Here is a 14,566-nt window from a genome sequence, read left to right as displayed (position 1 = left end):
TGATTACTACGTCTCGTCCAGCAGGAGGCGGGCTTGCTGTTCCACCTCCTCGCCGGACGGCCATGCATGCTCCGTGCCTACGCAGACGGCGCGTGGCGACCACGGGCCGGTGCGTCCCGGACGCGTGACGCCGAACAGCGTCAGTTCGCTGGCGTTGGCGGCTGCGGCGACGTGCGAGACACCAGAATCGTTACAAATCACCAGCGCCGCCCGCGCCGTCAACGCTGCGAATGCGCCCAGGGACAGGGGAGGCAGCAGCAGCGCCGTAGGGGCATTGCGCCGCGCCTCCTCGGTTTCGGCCGGAGGAGGGCACATTACCACGGTATGACCGCGGGCCTGCAAGGCCCGGGTTAGTGTATCGAATCCCGGCCACACCTTGATCTTGCCCTTGTGCAGGCCCGTGGCCGTCGGCGCGATCAGCACGAAACGTTGGCCTGCCAGCCCGGCGGCTTCCAGCGCCAGATCGGCGGCGCTCTGGTGGGCGGACGTCAGCGGCAGGTCCAGGGTCGGACCGGGTTCGGCCGGGCCGCTGGGCAGGCCCCAGCGGGTCAGGGCTTCGCGGGTCAGGTGATGCCAGGACTGGACCGCGTGCAGCGTGTCGCTGGGTTTGGCAAAGGGCCAGCGCAACAGGAAGCTGCGGCCGTCGTCGCGATAGCCGGCCGAGGGCAGTCCGGCCAGCCGGAATACCAGCGCGCTGGACAGCGAGTCCGGCAGCAGCAATCCGCGGGCGCGGCGCCCCTGGGCGCCCAGGCTGCGGCGGTGGGCGCTGACCGCGGCCCGGTCCGGGCCGACCTTGCCGCGCATGGGGATGAAATCCTGCTTGGCCACGCCGTCCAGCAGGTCGCGGGCCCAGGGGCGGGCGCAGATCACCAGGGGCAGGCCGCTGGCGTGCAAGGCGCGCAGGCTGGGCAGGCTCATGCAAACATCGCCCACCCAATTGGGTAACCGGACGTACAAGCAGCTGATATCGGACATGGAAGGGCGCTGGGCGCGTTAAGGCTGAAGGGGACATGGCCCGGGCGGCGACTTGTCGCGCAGCCGGTACAATTCTGGCCACAATTGTATAAAAGCGAGTGATTCCTTTGAATTCTGCCGCACGCAACGCGCCCGCGAGTTCCCAACCTGTCAAAGCCGAACTCTGGAGTCGGATCTACAGCCGCGTGGGCTCCTACTGGAAGGGATTGTTGCTTGCCGTCCTGCTGATGGCCGGCGCGGCCGCCACGCAGCCCGTCCTGGCAGTCATCATGAAGCCCTTGCTGGACGGCGGCTTTTCGGGCGCCAAGCCATACTACGTCTGGGCGCTGCCGCTGGCGGTGGTCGGCCTGATCCTGCTGCGCGGCATCTGCAACTTCTTCAGCGATTACCTGCTGGCCTGGGTCGCCAACAACGTCCTGCTGGGCATGCGCAAGGATATGTTCGAGCGCCTTCTGGGCCTGCCCGACGCCGACTTCAAGCAGGGCGACACCGGCCGTCTGCTCAATCGCTTCACCATCGATGCCGGCAACGTCACCGGCTACGCGACCGACGTCATCACCGTGCTGGTGCGCGAAACCCTGGTCGTCGTCGCGCTGATCTGCGTGCTGCTGTACATGTCCTGGGTGCTGACGCTGATCATCCTGATCATGCTGCCGGTGTCGGTGCTGATCTCGCGCTTCTTCATCAAGCGCCTGCGCCGCATCAATCGCGAAACCGTCAACATGAACGCCGAACTGACCCGCGTGGTCGGCGAAGGCATCGACGGCCAGCGCGTCATCAAGCTGTTCGACGGCTATGAAGTCGAACGCGGCCGTTTCGATTTCGTCAGCCGCCGCCTGCGCCGCTTCGCCATGCGCACGGCCACGGCGGACGCCGCCCTGACGCCGCTGACCCAGGTCTGCATTTCCATCTCGGTGGGCGCGGTCATCGCCGTGGCGCTCAGCCAGGCCAACCACGGCGCCTTGACCGTGGGCAGCTTCGCGTCCTTCATGGCGGCGCTTGCCCAGATTTTCGACCCCATCAAGCGCCTGACCAACGTCGCCGCCCGCATGCAGAAGATGCTGGTGTCGGCCGAAAGCGTGTTCACGCTGATCGACCAAGTACCCGAAAACGATACCGGCACCAAGGAACTGGCCGAGCCCGTGCGCGGCAAGGTGGAATTCCGCAGCGTCTCGCATCGGTTCCCCGATGCCGACCGCGATACCGTCAATGGCATTTCCTTCACTGTGGAACCCGGCCAGACCGTGGCCCTGGTAGGACGCTCGGGCAGCGGCAAGACCACTCTGGTCAACATGCTGCCACGCTTCGTGCTGGCCGATAGCGGCTCCATCCTGGTGGACGACACGCCGATCGACGAACTGACGCTGCGCAGCCTGCGCTCGCACCTGTCGCTGGTGAGTCAGGACGTGGTGCTGTTCGACGACACCATCGCAGCCAACGTCGGCTACGGCGCGCTGGGCAAGTCGAGCGAACAGAAGGTGCGCGATGCGCTGGCGGCCGCCAATCTGCTGGAGTTCGTCGAAGGCTTGCCGCAAGGGCTCAATACGCCGGTGGGCGAAAACGCCGCCCGCCTGTCCGGCGGCCAGCGCCAGCGCCTGGCGATCGCCCGCGCGCTGATCAAGAACGCGCCCATCCTGATTTTGGACGAAGCCACTTCCGCACTCGACAACGAATCCGAGCGTCAGGTCCAGGCCTCGCTGGAGCGCCTGATGAAGGGCCGGACCACGCTGGTCATCGCCCACCGCCTGTCCACCGTGCAGAACGCCGACCGCATCATCGTGCTGGATGCCGGCAAGATCGTCGAGCAAGGCCCGCACGCCGAGCTGCTGGCCGCCAACGGCCTGTACGCCTCGCTCTACAAGATGCAGTTCCGCGACGATTGATCCGGTCAACCGCCTGTCCCGGGCGGTTGTTCGTTCCTGTCGCATTTCCGGATTGCCAAGCGCCCGGATTGCCGGAAAATGGAGCCGGGCCTGCCGGCAGGCCCGGCTCCCGCCCGCTGCGGGCGGAGCGGCGCCCCGAGGCGCTTTGGTCCGCCGTGCATCTGGAGCGTCCCATGTCCCTGCCTGCCGAAGGCAATCAGCTAGTCAATGTCGTCGTCCTGCTGGGGGCTGCGGTCGTCGCGGTTCCGCTGTTCAAGCGCCTGGGGTTGGGGTCCGTCCTGGGATACCTGGCCGCCGGCCTGGTGATCGGGCCCTTCGGCCTCGGCTTGTTCTCCGATCCCAAATCCATCCTGCACGTAGCCGAATTGGGCGTGGTGATGTTCCTGTTCATCATCGGCCTGGAAATGCAGCCCTCCCGGTTGTGGAAGCTGCGCGGCGAGATCTTCGGCCTGGGCGTCGCGCAGGTGCTGGCCTGCGGCGGGCTGCTGACGGCGGTGGGCCTGCTGGCGGGGCTGTCGGGCCCGGCGGCTTTCATGGCCGCGATGGGCTTCGTGCTGTCGTCCACGGCCATCGTCATGCAGATATTGGGCGAGCGCGGCGACACCGCCAGCGCGCAGGGCCAGCGCATCGTCTCGATCTTGCTGCTGGAAGACCTGGCCATCGTGCCGCTGCTGGCCCTGGCCACCCTGCTGGCGCCGGCCGACACTTCCAGCCGTGGCGATCCGTGGGTTCAGTTGGCCATCGCGGTGGCCTGCATCCTCGCATTGCTGGCCGCCGGCCGTTGGCTGCTCAATCCGCTGTTCCGGTTATTGGCCGCCGCGCATGCGCGCGAGGTCATGACGGCCGCCGCATTGCTGGTGGTGCTGGGCGCGGCGCTGCTGATGGAACTGGGCGGCCTGTCCATGGCGATGGGCGCTTTCCTCGCGGGCGTGCTGCTGTCCGAGTCCACCTTCCGCCATCAGTTGGAAGCCGAAGTCGAGCCGTTCCGCGGCATATTGCTGGGCCTGTTCTTCCTGGGCGTGGGCATGTCGCTGGACCTGTCGGCGGTGGCGCGCGAATGGCCGCTGATCCTGGCCGCGGTGGTGGTGTTCATGCTGGTGAAATCGGTGGGCGTGTACGTGGTGGCGCGAGTGCTGCGCGCGACCCACGCCGAGGCCATGACGCGCGCGGCCCTGTTGGCGCAGGGCGGTGAATTCGCCTTCGTCCTGTACGGGGCGGCGGCCGCCGCCGGCATCTTCGATGCCCACACGGGCGCCGTGCTGACTGCGGTCGTCATCATTTCCATGGCGCTCACGCCCTTGTGCGTGCTGGCGTTGCGCTGGCTCCTGCCCAAGCCGCAGCCCTCAATGGAAGACGTGGATGTGGCCAAGGATCTGGAGGGCTGTGCGCTCATCGTGGGCTTTGGCCGTTTCGGCCAGATCGTGACCCAGGCGATGCTGGCACGCGACCTGACGGTCTCCATCCTGGATACCGACACCGACGCGATCCGGGCAGCGGCCAAATGGGGCGTCAAGGTCTATTACGGCGACGGCACGCGCATCGACATGCTGCGCACCGCCGGCGCGGAAAATGCCTGCGCCATCCTGATCTGCATCGACGATCCGAAGGCGGTCAACCACATGGTCAAGCTGATCAAGGCCGAATTCCCGCTGGTGCGGGTGGTGGTGCGCGCCTATGACCGCATCCATTCGTTGGCGCTGGCCAAGGAAGGGGTCGACTATCAGGTGCGCGAAACCCTGGAGTCGGCGCTGGCCTTCGGCGAGGCCGCGCTGCGCGTGATCGGAGTGCCTCCTGATGAAGCCGCCGAGGTGGTGCAGGATGTGCGCCGGCGCGACACCGAGCGTTTTGACCTGGAGGTGGCGGGCGGCCTGTTCGCCGGCCGCTCGTTGCTTTACGGCAATATGACCAGCGCCCCGGACGGCCGCAACGACCAGCCCGACCGGGAAACCGAGAGGGCGGCCAGCCCGATCGCGTAACCGACTATTTCCACATCGTTGCATTACTTTTCGCATCATGTCATGCGCAGGCGCTGGCGGCTGAGGTAGATTTATCCGCACTGACTCTTCATCCACGACGAGCATTTGCCAGGGGGCTGCCATGCTGCAATCGGATCGGATTTCCACGACGCCGCACGCTGTTGGAGTAGAACTGGCCCGGCGGCAGGCCCGGACCCTGCGCTGCGGATTTTCGGCGGGCTCGATGCGCCAGTTGGTGTCGCATACGGGCGGAGCGGGCCCGGCATGGTCCATCGGCGCGCACCGCGAAGCCGACAGGGCCAGAGGCGCCAAGGCCTTTCCCTTCCGCATTGCGGCGGTCGCGGCGACTTGAGGAAGCCGTCGCGCAGAAGGCGCCATGCGGGCGTTGCTCGGGTTTTTTTAGGGGCGGATCTTGCGCGGCATGTCCGGCGGCGGCATCATCTGCGGCGTAAATCTCTGCCGGAGTGATCCGCGTCCCCCGGACGTCCCCGGCGTAGGAGCGCCGTATTGAAGTCTCGCGGGTTTGTGCAACGCGCCCTGTATGCGTTGGGGGTGCTCGTCGCAATCGGCATCTGCGCGGCCGCGGTCGCGCTGCTCTGGATCGACCGCCGCGCCACCTGGGAGGCCGCCCACGCTTCGGCGCGCAACATTACCGGCGTGCTTTCCGCGGACATCAGCCGCACCCTGCATGTCTACGACCTGTCGCTACAGGGCATGGCCGAACGCCTGCGCGAACCGGGCCTGGCTCAGCTGGCTCCTGAAACCCAGCGCCGTTTCCTGTTCGACCGGCCATCCACCGCCGAATACCTGGGCGCCGTCGTGGTGCTGGATAAGAACGGCGATATCCGTTACCACTCCGGGGACCTGGATACGCCGGATGTGAGTTTCGCCGACCGGGATTTCTTCCAGGTGCATCGCGATGCCGATGACGTCGGCATGTATGTCAGCAAGCCCTATCGCAGCCGCCTGCGCGGTGGCGACGAGAGCATCGCCGTCAGCCGGCGCCTTTCCAATCCGGACGGCAGCTTCGCCGGCGTGGTGGGCGGTTCGCTGCGCCTGGCGTATTTCCGCGACCGCTTTGCCGAGCTGTCGATCGGCGAGCGCGACGAGATCAGCGTCTTCCGCAACGACGGTCTGGTGCTGCTGCGCGCCCCATATTCCCGGAGCGACCTGGGCAGCGACATCGGCATGGCGCTGGATTTCCAACAGTTCCTGATCCGCCGCGAAGGCTCGTTCGTTGGGGAGCTGTCGCCGGACGGCGTGAACCGCTACTACACCTTCGCCAGCATCGAGGACACGCCGCTCATCATCGACGTGGCCATGGACGTGGATGAGCTGATGGAGCCTTGGGACCGCCGCGCGTTCTTCATCATCCCCGTGACCACGGCGCTGCTGCTGTCGGTCGTGGCGCTGATCGTGCTGTTCAGGCGCGAGATGACCCTGCGCAAGGCGGTCGAGACGCAGCTGGCTATACAGGCGCGCACGGATGGGCTCACTGGCCTGGCCAACCGGCGCGCGTTCGACGAAGCGCTGGAACGCGAATGGCAGAATGCGCGCCGAGAGCGCGTGCCGCTGTCGCTGCTGTTCCTGGATGCCGACCATTTCAAGCGCTACAACGACCGCTACGGCCATCAGCAGGGAGATCAACTGCTGGCGGCGCTGGCGCGAGTGCTCAAGAAAAAGGCCCGGCGACCCCGCGATCTGGCGGCGCGCTATGGCGGCGAGGAATTCGTCGTGTTGCTGCCCAATACCAGCCGCCAACGCGCCGCGGAGATCGCGGAAGGCATCAGGCGGGCGATTGCCGCCCTGAAGGTGCCGCATGCAGACGCCGCCGCCGGTATCGTCACCATCAGCGTCGGGGTCGCGACGGCGGTGCCGCAGGCCGACGACGCGGTCGCCAGCCTGGTAGAGGCGGCCGATGCGGCCGTCTACCAGGCCAAGGAGTCCGGCCGCAATCGCGTGGCAGTGGCCGGGACCTGAGCTGGCGCCGCATTAAAAAACCCCGCCGCGCTCATCGCGCGGCGGGGCTTTTTTTAAGCGCTGCGTGGCTTAGCGGCCGACCATGACGGCCTGCATGCGCGTTTGCGCCTGCTGCACGTTCTTGGCTTGCGCGTTCAGGTCCTGCAGCAGCTTGTTCAGCTCGGTCTGCACGGCGGGATCCTGGACCTTGACGATGGGACCGGAAATATCGATCTGCGCGGCGTGCGCGGCGACGTAATCGGCGATCTTCAGGCTGCTGTCGAAGGTCGCGTTCAGCTGCGGCAGCACGTCGCGAAAGGTGTCGGCCGGCAGGCTCACGGTCTTCTCGTAGGCCTTGTCGTACACCGCCTTCAGGTCTTCCGGCTGCTTGAGCTGAGCGCGCGCGGCGTCAGCCTTGGCCTGCTGTTCCTTCAGCGCCACGCCCATTTCATTGAGCGAGGCTTGCACGGCCTTGAGGTCGTCGCGACGCGTCACGATATCGTTCAGCGAACGCATGGAGCCCTTCTGCATGATGCCCGACAAGGGCTTCACCGAAGCATCCATGCCCGCATTGAAGTCGGTGATCACCGCATATTGCGCGGCGTAGTCGCCGAAGGACTTCTTCTCTTCATCCGTCAACTGCGGGACGCGCACGCCGGGCTTGTCGACGATGCGGGTCTGCAGGAACTGCGTGAACGCGGCACGCTGTTCGGGTTCCTTGTTGCCGCAAGCGGCCAGCATCAACGGCAGCGCTGCGGCCAATACCAGGAACGGACGGAAAAGGGACTTCATCGCATCGAACTCCTAAAAGCGAAAGAAAGAAATTTTCAGGGTATACCCTGAAGGCGCCCGCAGCTTATCGGGTCGTCCTCGTTGCCGCCATCGCTTTCAGAATTGTTTGCAATCGAATCTTTAAGACACAAAATTCACACATAATGAAGTGAAGTTGCGTCCGCCACCTGTTACGCGTGCGCGCGCGTTTCCGTGTTTCCGCTATTCCTGGACGGCGATTTCCCGCAATGCCGCAGTCAGCAGTTCCGCGGACCTCGACAGCGAGCGGCCCGCGCGCCGCAGGATCCCGATGTGCCGATATAAAGGCGGGCTGCTGATCGAAACGCAACGCAGGCGGTTGGTATCGCCTTCGCGGGCAGCCAATTCAGAAAGAATGGCGACGCCCAGTCCCTGTGCCGCCATCGCCAGCACGGTCGAGTTGTAGACGACCTCATAGGCCGCCGGCAGCGAGATCTTCAACTTGTCGGCCGCCGCCTCGATGTGCGTGCGGATGCTGCTCTCCCGCACCGGCAATATCAACGGATGCTCGGCCAGATCCTTGAGCGTCACGGTGTCCGGCGCAGCCCAGGGATAGTCATGCGCCATGTAGGCGCAAAAGCGGTCGGTCACCAGTTGCTCCCAGACCAGCTCCTGATCGCGCTTGATCGGACTGCCGATCCCAAAATCGACCTCGCCGCTGCGGGTCATGTCGTTGACGCGCGAGGCCACGGTGTCCCGCACGCAGACGGTGATCCGCGGGTAGTCGCGGTTCAGCCTGTGGATCGCTTGCGGCAACAGGCCGGCGGCCAGGGAGGGCAGCACGGCAACGGTCACCGTGCCGCGTTCACGATCGCTGGTGTCGCGGGCCTGGGTCACCAGGTCTTCGATTTCAGCCACCAGTTTCTCGATGCGCGGATAGAGCTCCTGGCCCCGTGGCGTCAGGCTGACGCTGCGGTGGTTGCGGTCGAACAGCCGCGTACGCAGATGGGACTCGAGCTGCTGGATCTGTATGGTCAGCGCCGACTGGGAAATATTCAGTTCGTGAGCCGTCCTGGTGAAGTTGCCTAAACGCGCGATCGTGAGGAAAGCGCGTAACTGCTTGAGATCACTCAACATTATCGAAACTCCGGTTCAAGGCGCGAGGGCTCGGCGATCGTTTTTTTTGAAAAGAATGTTCCGTTATTTGAATTTTACGAATCGCATGCCGCTGAGTATATTGCCTATCGAACGCCTGGCTCAAAAAGGCGGCGAATAAATAAATGAGACAAAGAGGGAGGGCTCCGCATGGCCGGGTATTGTGCCTCACACCAGAGGCTTCAAACGCTGCAGCGAATAATGGATTCGATAAATGCTGTGGCTGAAAAGTGCGCCGGACTGTTTCTTATAGGAATGGTCCTGGCTATTTCAATTTCTGTATTTGTACGGCTGCTTTACACCTATACCGGCATTCCGTTTTCCACGCCCTGGGCGGAAGAACTGGGCCGTTTCATGATGGTTGGCAGCGTCTTCATCGGCGGCGCCGTCGCTACCTACCGCCTGCGCCTGATCGGCGTCGATGCCTTCATCGGCATGGTACCGGAGTCGGTCGCGCGCTGGCTGCGCGTTGTTGCCCATATCCTGACCTTGATGCTGGCCGTGCTGCTGGCCTGGAAGTCGATCAGATTGATCGAACTCGGCATGAGGCAGACCTCGCCCGCGATGGAAATGCCCATGGCTTACATCTACGTATTCATGTTCATCGGTTGCGTGCTGATGAGCCTGAATACCTTCGCGCACGTCATCAAGGAACTGATGAGCGTCGAAGCATCGCAGCAAGGCGGCGAGACGGAAAGAGCCGCCGCCGCCATGCAAAATAGTGAAGGAGGGGCGCTGTGATCCCGGTCCTGTTTTTATCGTTTACGGCGATCCTGATAATCGGCGCGCCCATCGTCACCGCGCTGGGGATGTCCGCCGCGTTCGCCCTGCAGGCGGGCGACCGTTCGCTGCTGATCGTGGCGCAGATGGCGTTCCAGTCGCTCGATTCGTTCAGCCTGATGGCCGTGCCATTCTTCATCCTGGCCGGGCATCTGATGTCCTCGGGCGGCGTCGCTGCCAGGCTGGTGCAACTGGCCAATGCCTTCGTCGGCTGGATCCGCGGCGGGCTGGGCGCGGTCGCGGTGCTGACCTCGCTGCTGTTCGCGACGGTTTCCGGTTCCTCGTCCGCAACCACCGCCGCGATCGGCTCCGTACTGATCCCGGAAATGGAAAAGAAGGGCTACCCCAGGTCGTTCGCGGCTTCCATTGCCGCATCCTCCGGCGAACTGGGGGCGATCATCCCGCCATCGATTCCGATGATCGTGTATGCGTTGACGGCAAACGTATCGGTAGGCTCTCTGTTTCTCGCGGGCATCCTGCCGGGTCTGCTGATCACCGTGTCGCTGATCCTCACGGTCTGCCTGGTTGCCCGTTTCCAGGGCTTTGACGAAGTCACTGCGGTGAGCTTCACCGCATGGCTGAAGGGTGTGCTGGTCGCCCTGAAGGACGCGACGCTGGCGCTGATGATGCCGGTAATCATCCTGGGCGGGATCTACGGCGGCTTGTTTACCGCGACCGAGGCCTCCTGCATCGCCGTGCTGTACGGGCTTGCGCTCGGGCTGTTCGTCTACAAGGAAATTACGGTCAAGGATCTGCTCGGCATTTTCGCGCGCTCCGCGGTGATGTCCTCCATCATCCTGCTGATCGTGGCGTTCGCGGCCGTGTTCGCCTACCTGCTGACGATCAATCAGGTGCCGCAGCAGGTCGCCGCGATGCTCGGCTCGGTGACGACCAATCCGATCGTGTTCCTGTTGCTGGTGAACGTCATGCTGTTCCTGGTCGGCATGTTCATCGAGGCGCTGGCGGCGATCCTGATTATCGTGCCCATCCTGGCGCCCATCAGCGTGGCTTTCGGCATCGATCCCATCCACTTCGGCATGATCGTCATCACCAACCTGGCGGTCGGCATGGTGACGCCTCCGGTCGGTGTGAACCTGTTCGTGGTGTGCGAAGTCGCCCAATTGAAAATGCACCAGTTGGCGAAGTATCTGGTCATCTTCCTCGCCGTCCTGGTGCTCGACGTCCTGATTATTTCTTACGTGCCCGCCATTAGTACCTTTTTCTTATAAAAACTAGATCGGCCGCCCGAGGACAGCGTCCTTCGGCCGGCTGGAAAACCGAGGAGATGGAAGTGAAGCTATTCAAGAAGATGTTTGGCGCCGGCGTCCTGAGCGCCCTCATGTTTTCTGCGCCGTCGCACGCGTTGAACATGGACGTCGGGCATACGCTCACGACGGACAGCCCTTTTCACGTGGGAGCGCAGAAATTCGCCGAAGTGCTGAAGGCGAAATCGAACGGGAAGATCACGATTTCCGTGTTCCCGCATTCGCAGCTGGGCGGCGAACTGACCATGATCCAGGGTGCGGTAGCGGGTGCTACCGACCTGGTCATCACGGGCCAGCCGACACTGAATGGCATCGTCAAGGAATTCCTGGTCTTTGATTCGCCGTTCCTGTTCGACAGCGTCGATCAGGCCAATCAGATCCTCAACGGGCCGGCCGGCGACAAATTCATGGAAGTCCTGCCCAAATACGGCCTGGTTGGCTTGGGCTGGTTTTCGGCGATCGAACGCAACGTCTTCGGCAACCGGCCCGTCAATTCGGCCGAAGACCTGAAAGGCATGAAGATCCGCGTCATCCAGTCGCCGGGTTACGTGGAAAGCTACAAGGCCCTGGGGGCGCAAGCCACTCCCATGGCGTACTCGGAGCTGTATCTGGCCCTGCAACAGAAAGTGCTCGATGGCGGCGAGACGACGCCGGACCAGTTCGTCTCGGATAAATTCATCGAAGTCTCCAAGTACTTCAACATGACGCACGTGAACATCCATCCGGCGCTGCTGCTCATGTCCAAGGACCGCTGGGACCGCTTCTCGCCCGCGGAACAGAAAATGATCAAGGAGTCGGCGGACGAGGCCATGGCCTACGCGCGCGACTATTACAAGAAGGTCTACGACGAGGGTATGAAAACGATGCAGGCAAGGGGTGTGTCCATTGTCTATCCCAGCAATCTCGATTCGCTGGTGCAGGCCACGCGGCCGGTCGTGAAAAAGCTCGTCGGCGAAGCCCCCAACGGGCAGGCGCTCTACGACGCCGTGATCGCCGCCAAGCAGAAGCAGTAACCGGCGCAAACGGCATCGGCCCCGGCGCTTTCATACTCAAGAGAAACTGGACAGATTGATGACACCCTTCAACCAACCCGAAAACCTGCGCGTGCTGATTACCGGAGCGGCCGGCAACATCGGCCTTTGCCTGCGTACTCACTTGCGCGGCCGCTATGCCCTGCTGCGCCTGGCGGACATTGCGCCGCAGGAACCGGCGCAAGCCGGCGAGGAAATCTGCACGATGGACGTCCGGGACATCGAGTCCCTGGAACGCTGCATGGAGGGTATTGATTGCGTCATCCATCTGGCCGGCATACCCGGCGCCGATGTCTGGGAAAAAATCCTGCCGATGAATATCGAGGGCTGCTACAACGTATTCGAGGCGGCCCGGCGCCAGAACGTGCGCCGGGTGGTGTTCGCCAGCTCGAATCACGCTATCGGCTATCACCGCCGGGAAAAATTCCTCGATGACACCGTGCAGCCTCGGCCCGACTCGCTGTATGGCGTCTCGAAGGTGTTCGGCGAGGGCCTGGGCCGGATGTATGCCGACAAGTACGGCATGTCTGTCGCCTGCCTGCGGATCGGGACGTTCCGTACGCCCGACCGCCCGAGCGAGGCCCGCCAGCTGTTGACCTGGATCAGCCACCGCGACATGGCGCAACTGGCAGCGCGCTGCGTCGAGCATGCGTCCTACCATTTCACGGTGGTCTACGGGGTGTCGAACAACCTGCGCAACCGCTGGGACAATTCCAACGCGAAATTCCTGGGCTACGCGCCGCAGGACGATTCCGAAGTGTTCGCCCCGGAAATCCTGGCTCAGAACATCCCCGAGGACCCCATCGCGGCCCAGTTCCACGGGGGCTTTTATTGCCCCCTGGAATTCGTCGGGACCACGGACAGGATTTCCTGAAATCAGACCAGGATGATGTCGTACTGCTCTTGAGAGTACGCGCCTTCCACTTCCAGCGAAATGCGCTTGCCCACGAAGTCGCCCAGCATCGCCAGATGCTGGCTTTCTTCTTCCAGGAACAGGTCAACCACCTCTTGCGAGGCGAGGATGCGGAATTCCTTGGGATTGAATTGCCGCGCCTCGCGCAGGATCTCGCGCAGGATTTCATAGCAGACGGTACGCGGCGTACGCACATTGCCGCGCGCCTCGCACATGGGGCAGGGCTCGCATAGCTGATGCGCCAGCGAGTCGCGGGTGCGCTTGCGCGTCATTTCCACCAGCCCCAGTTGTGTAAAGCCGTTGACCGTCATGCGGGTGCGGTCGCGCGCCAGCGCCTTCTTCAGTTCGGCCAACACCGTTTCGCGGTGCTCCTGTTCCTCCATGTCGATGAAGTCCAGGATGACGATGCCGCCCAGGTTGCGCAGCCGCAGCTGGCGCGCAATGGCCTGGGCCGCTTCCAGGTTGGTCTTGAAGATGGTGTCGTCGAAATTGCGGCCGCCCACGAAGCCGCCGGTATTGACGTCGACCGTGGTCAGCGCCTCGGTCTGGTCGATGATGAGATAGCCGCCCGACTTCAAGTCCACTCGTCGAGAGAGCGCCCGGGCAATCTCATCGTCCACATTGGCGGTGTCGAACAGGGGGCGCTCCCCGCTGTAGTGCTGGATGCGGCCCACGACCGAGGGCGTATAGATGCGCGCCCATTCCAGCATCGCGGCACTGGTCGTGCGGGAATCCACAAGAATGGTTCCGGTGTTCGGGCCCACCATGTCGCGCAGCACGCGCTGCGCCAGGGTCAGATCCTGGTGCAGCAGGGCGGGGGCGGGCTGGGTGCGCGCCGCCGCCTGGACGCTGGTCCACAATTTACGCAGATACTCCAGATCGGCCGTCAGCTCCTCGTCATTGGCGCCTTCGGCCTGCGTGCGGACGATGAAGCCGCCTTTTTCCTCTGCCGGCATCAAGGCTTGCAGGCGTTCGCGTAGCTGGATGCGTTCGGATTCGTCGTCGATCTTCTGCGAAATGCCGATATGCGGATCGTGCGGCAGGTAAACCAGCATCCGGCCCGCCATGCTGATCTGGGTGGAAAGTCGTGCGCCCTTGGTGCCCAGGGGATCCTTGACCACCTGAACCATGATGGTCTGTCCCTCGAACAGCAGCTTTTCGATCGGGGTGGGAGTCAGCCCCTGGCTTCTTTCGCCCCGGTTCTCGCGCAGGTCTGCGATGTGGATGAAAGCCGCGCGCTCCAGTCCGATATCGATGAAAGCGCTCTGCATGCCCGGCAGTACACGGACGACACGCCCCAGATAGATATTGCCGACATGGCCCCGCTGGATGCTGCGTTCTACGTGCAGCTCCTGTACCGACCCTTGTTCCACCAGCGCAACGCGGGTTTCGAAGGGGGTGACATTGATCAGGATATCTTCGCTCAGGGCGATGGCTGGGGGCATAGCGTGTTCGTCTCCAGTAAGGTGCGGCGTACAGGCGAATAGTAAACGTAGGGCAAGGCGGACAAGACAACTATCTATATGGGGCAACCGCGGGAATCACCACTATATATAGGGGAGGCCTCCGGGGCAGCCGCTGAACAAGCAGGGGGATCGGCCTTTTTGCGCCAAGCGAAAAAACTGTGCTATAGTCTCGCTCCTTCGCAGTTCGGACAGTTTTGAACCGCGAAGCCAAGCAAGCACAACAGGTCGGGCAAGAGGATTCGAGCCAGGTCTGCCGCAAAGCAGTCAGAAATGAATGCCCCGCGGTTATTGCAAGGATTGCAGCAAGTTAGGCAAAAGCCAGTTGCACAATCTGCAAAAATCGTGTTATAGTCTTGGGCTTGGCAGTTGCCGAAAACTTAGGGTTAACCCTGATATTTCGATAGCTGCTAAGA

At 63.4% G+C, this 14,566-nt stretch carries 11 protein-coding genes; 7 read left to right on the top strand and 4 right to left on the bottom strand.

What is annotated here, in order from left to right:
- Positions 1-6 precede the first annotated feature (6 nt).
- On the bottom strand, positions 7-975 hold the full coding sequence (locus HV766_RS18565; RefSeq protein ID WP_175181671.1) for a glycosyltransferase family 9 protein: 969 nt from the start codon (positions 973-975) through the stop codon (positions 7-9).
- 107 nt (positions 976-1,082) lie between these two features.
- Between HV766_RS18565 and msbA the strand changes: the two genes are divergently transcribed.
- The 3 genes from msbA to HV766_RS18550 all read left to right on the top strand — a co-directional run bounded on the left by msbA (position 1,083) and on the right by HV766_RS18550 (position 6,814).
- On the top strand, positions 1,083-2,858 hold the full coding sequence (gene msbA / locus HV766_RS18560; protein ID WP_054451341.1) for a lipid A export permease/ATP-binding protein MsbA: 1,776 nt from the start codon (positions 1,083-1,085) through the stop codon (positions 2,856-2,858).
- A gap of 173 nt (positions 2,859-3,031) precedes the next feature.
- Positions 3,032-4,834, top strand: coding sequence for a monovalent cation:proton antiporter-2 (CPA2) family protein (locus HV766_RS18555; protein WP_175181670.1), 1,803 nt, complete (start codon positions 3,032-3,034; stop codon positions 4,832-4,834).
- A 507-nt stretch (positions 4,835-5,341) separates the two neighbouring features.
- The gene (locus HV766_RS18550; protein WP_175181669.1) at positions 5,342-6,814 is read left to right on the top strand and encodes a GGDEF domain-containing protein; all 1,473 of its coding nucleotides are present in this window, start codon (positions 5,342-5,344) and stop codon (positions 6,812-6,814) included.
- A 69-nt stretch (positions 6,815-6,883) separates the two neighbouring features.
- On the opposite strand, the gene HV766_RS18545 is transcribed toward HV766_RS18550, so the two are convergent.
- The gene (locus HV766_RS18545) at positions 6,884-7,585 is read right to left on the bottom strand and encodes a DUF3053 domain-containing protein (protein WP_119449148.1); all 702 of its coding nucleotides are present in this window, start codon (positions 7,583-7,585) and stop codon (positions 6,884-6,886) included.
- Positions 7,586-7,786: 201 nt separating this feature from the next.
- Complete coding sequence (locus HV766_RS18540) at positions 7,787-8,680, bottom strand: LysR family transcriptional regulator (RefSeq protein WP_054451187.1); 894 nt, start codon at positions 8,678-8,680, stop codon at positions 7,787-7,789.
- A gap of 219 nt (positions 8,681-8,899) precedes the next feature.
- Between HV766_RS18540 and HV766_RS18535 the strand changes: the two genes are divergently transcribed.
- Genes HV766_RS18535 through HV766_RS18520 form a run of 4 tightly spaced genes read left to right on the top strand, consistent with a single transcriptional unit; the run spans position 8,900 to position 12,648 of the window.
- Entirely contained in the window at positions 8,900-9,439 is a 540-nt protein-coding gene (locus tag HV766_RS18535) for a TRAP transporter small permease (RefSeq protein ID WP_254593337.1), read from the top strand.
- The gene (locus tag HV766_RS18530) at positions 9,436-10,707 is read left to right on the top strand and encodes a TRAP transporter large permease (protein WP_082400714.1); all 1,272 of its coding nucleotides are present in this window, start codon (positions 9,436-9,438) and stop codon (positions 10,705-10,707) included. Before HV766_RS18535 ends, HV766_RS18530 begins: the two co-directional genes overlap by 4 nt.
- A gap of 56 nt (positions 10,708-10,763) precedes the next feature.
- Positions 10,764-11,756 (top strand): TRAP transporter substrate-binding protein, encoded by a 993-nt coding sequence (locus tag HV766_RS18525; protein ID WP_054451189.1) that lies wholly within the window; start codon positions 10,764-10,766, stop codon positions 11,754-11,756.
- Between the two features lie 58 nt (positions 11,757-11,814).
- Positions 11,815-12,648: an NAD-dependent epimerase/dehydratase family protein gene (locus HV766_RS18520; protein ID WP_054451190.1), complete on the top strand. Its 834-nt coding sequence runs from the start codon at positions 11,815-11,817 to the stop codon at positions 12,646-12,648.
- A gap of 2 nt (positions 12,649-12,650) precedes the next feature.
- Here HV766_RS18520 and rng read toward each other — a convergent pair whose 3' ends face one another.
- Positions 12,651-14,114, bottom strand: a complete 1,464-nt coding sequence (gene rng, locus HV766_RS18515; protein WP_054451343.1) for a ribonuclease G — start codon at positions 14,112-14,114, stop codon at positions 12,651-12,653.
- Between the last annotated feature and the right edge of the window lie 452 nt (positions 14,115-14,566).

This window comes from Achromobacter aegrifaciens (assembly GCF_902859735.1).
In the GTDB taxonomy this organism is placed as follows: Bacteria; Pseudomonadota; Gammaproteobacteria; order Burkholderiales; family Burkholderiaceae_B; genus Achromobacter; species Achromobacter aegrifaciens.
This window is presented reverse-complemented; position numbering and strand designations above follow the sequence as displayed.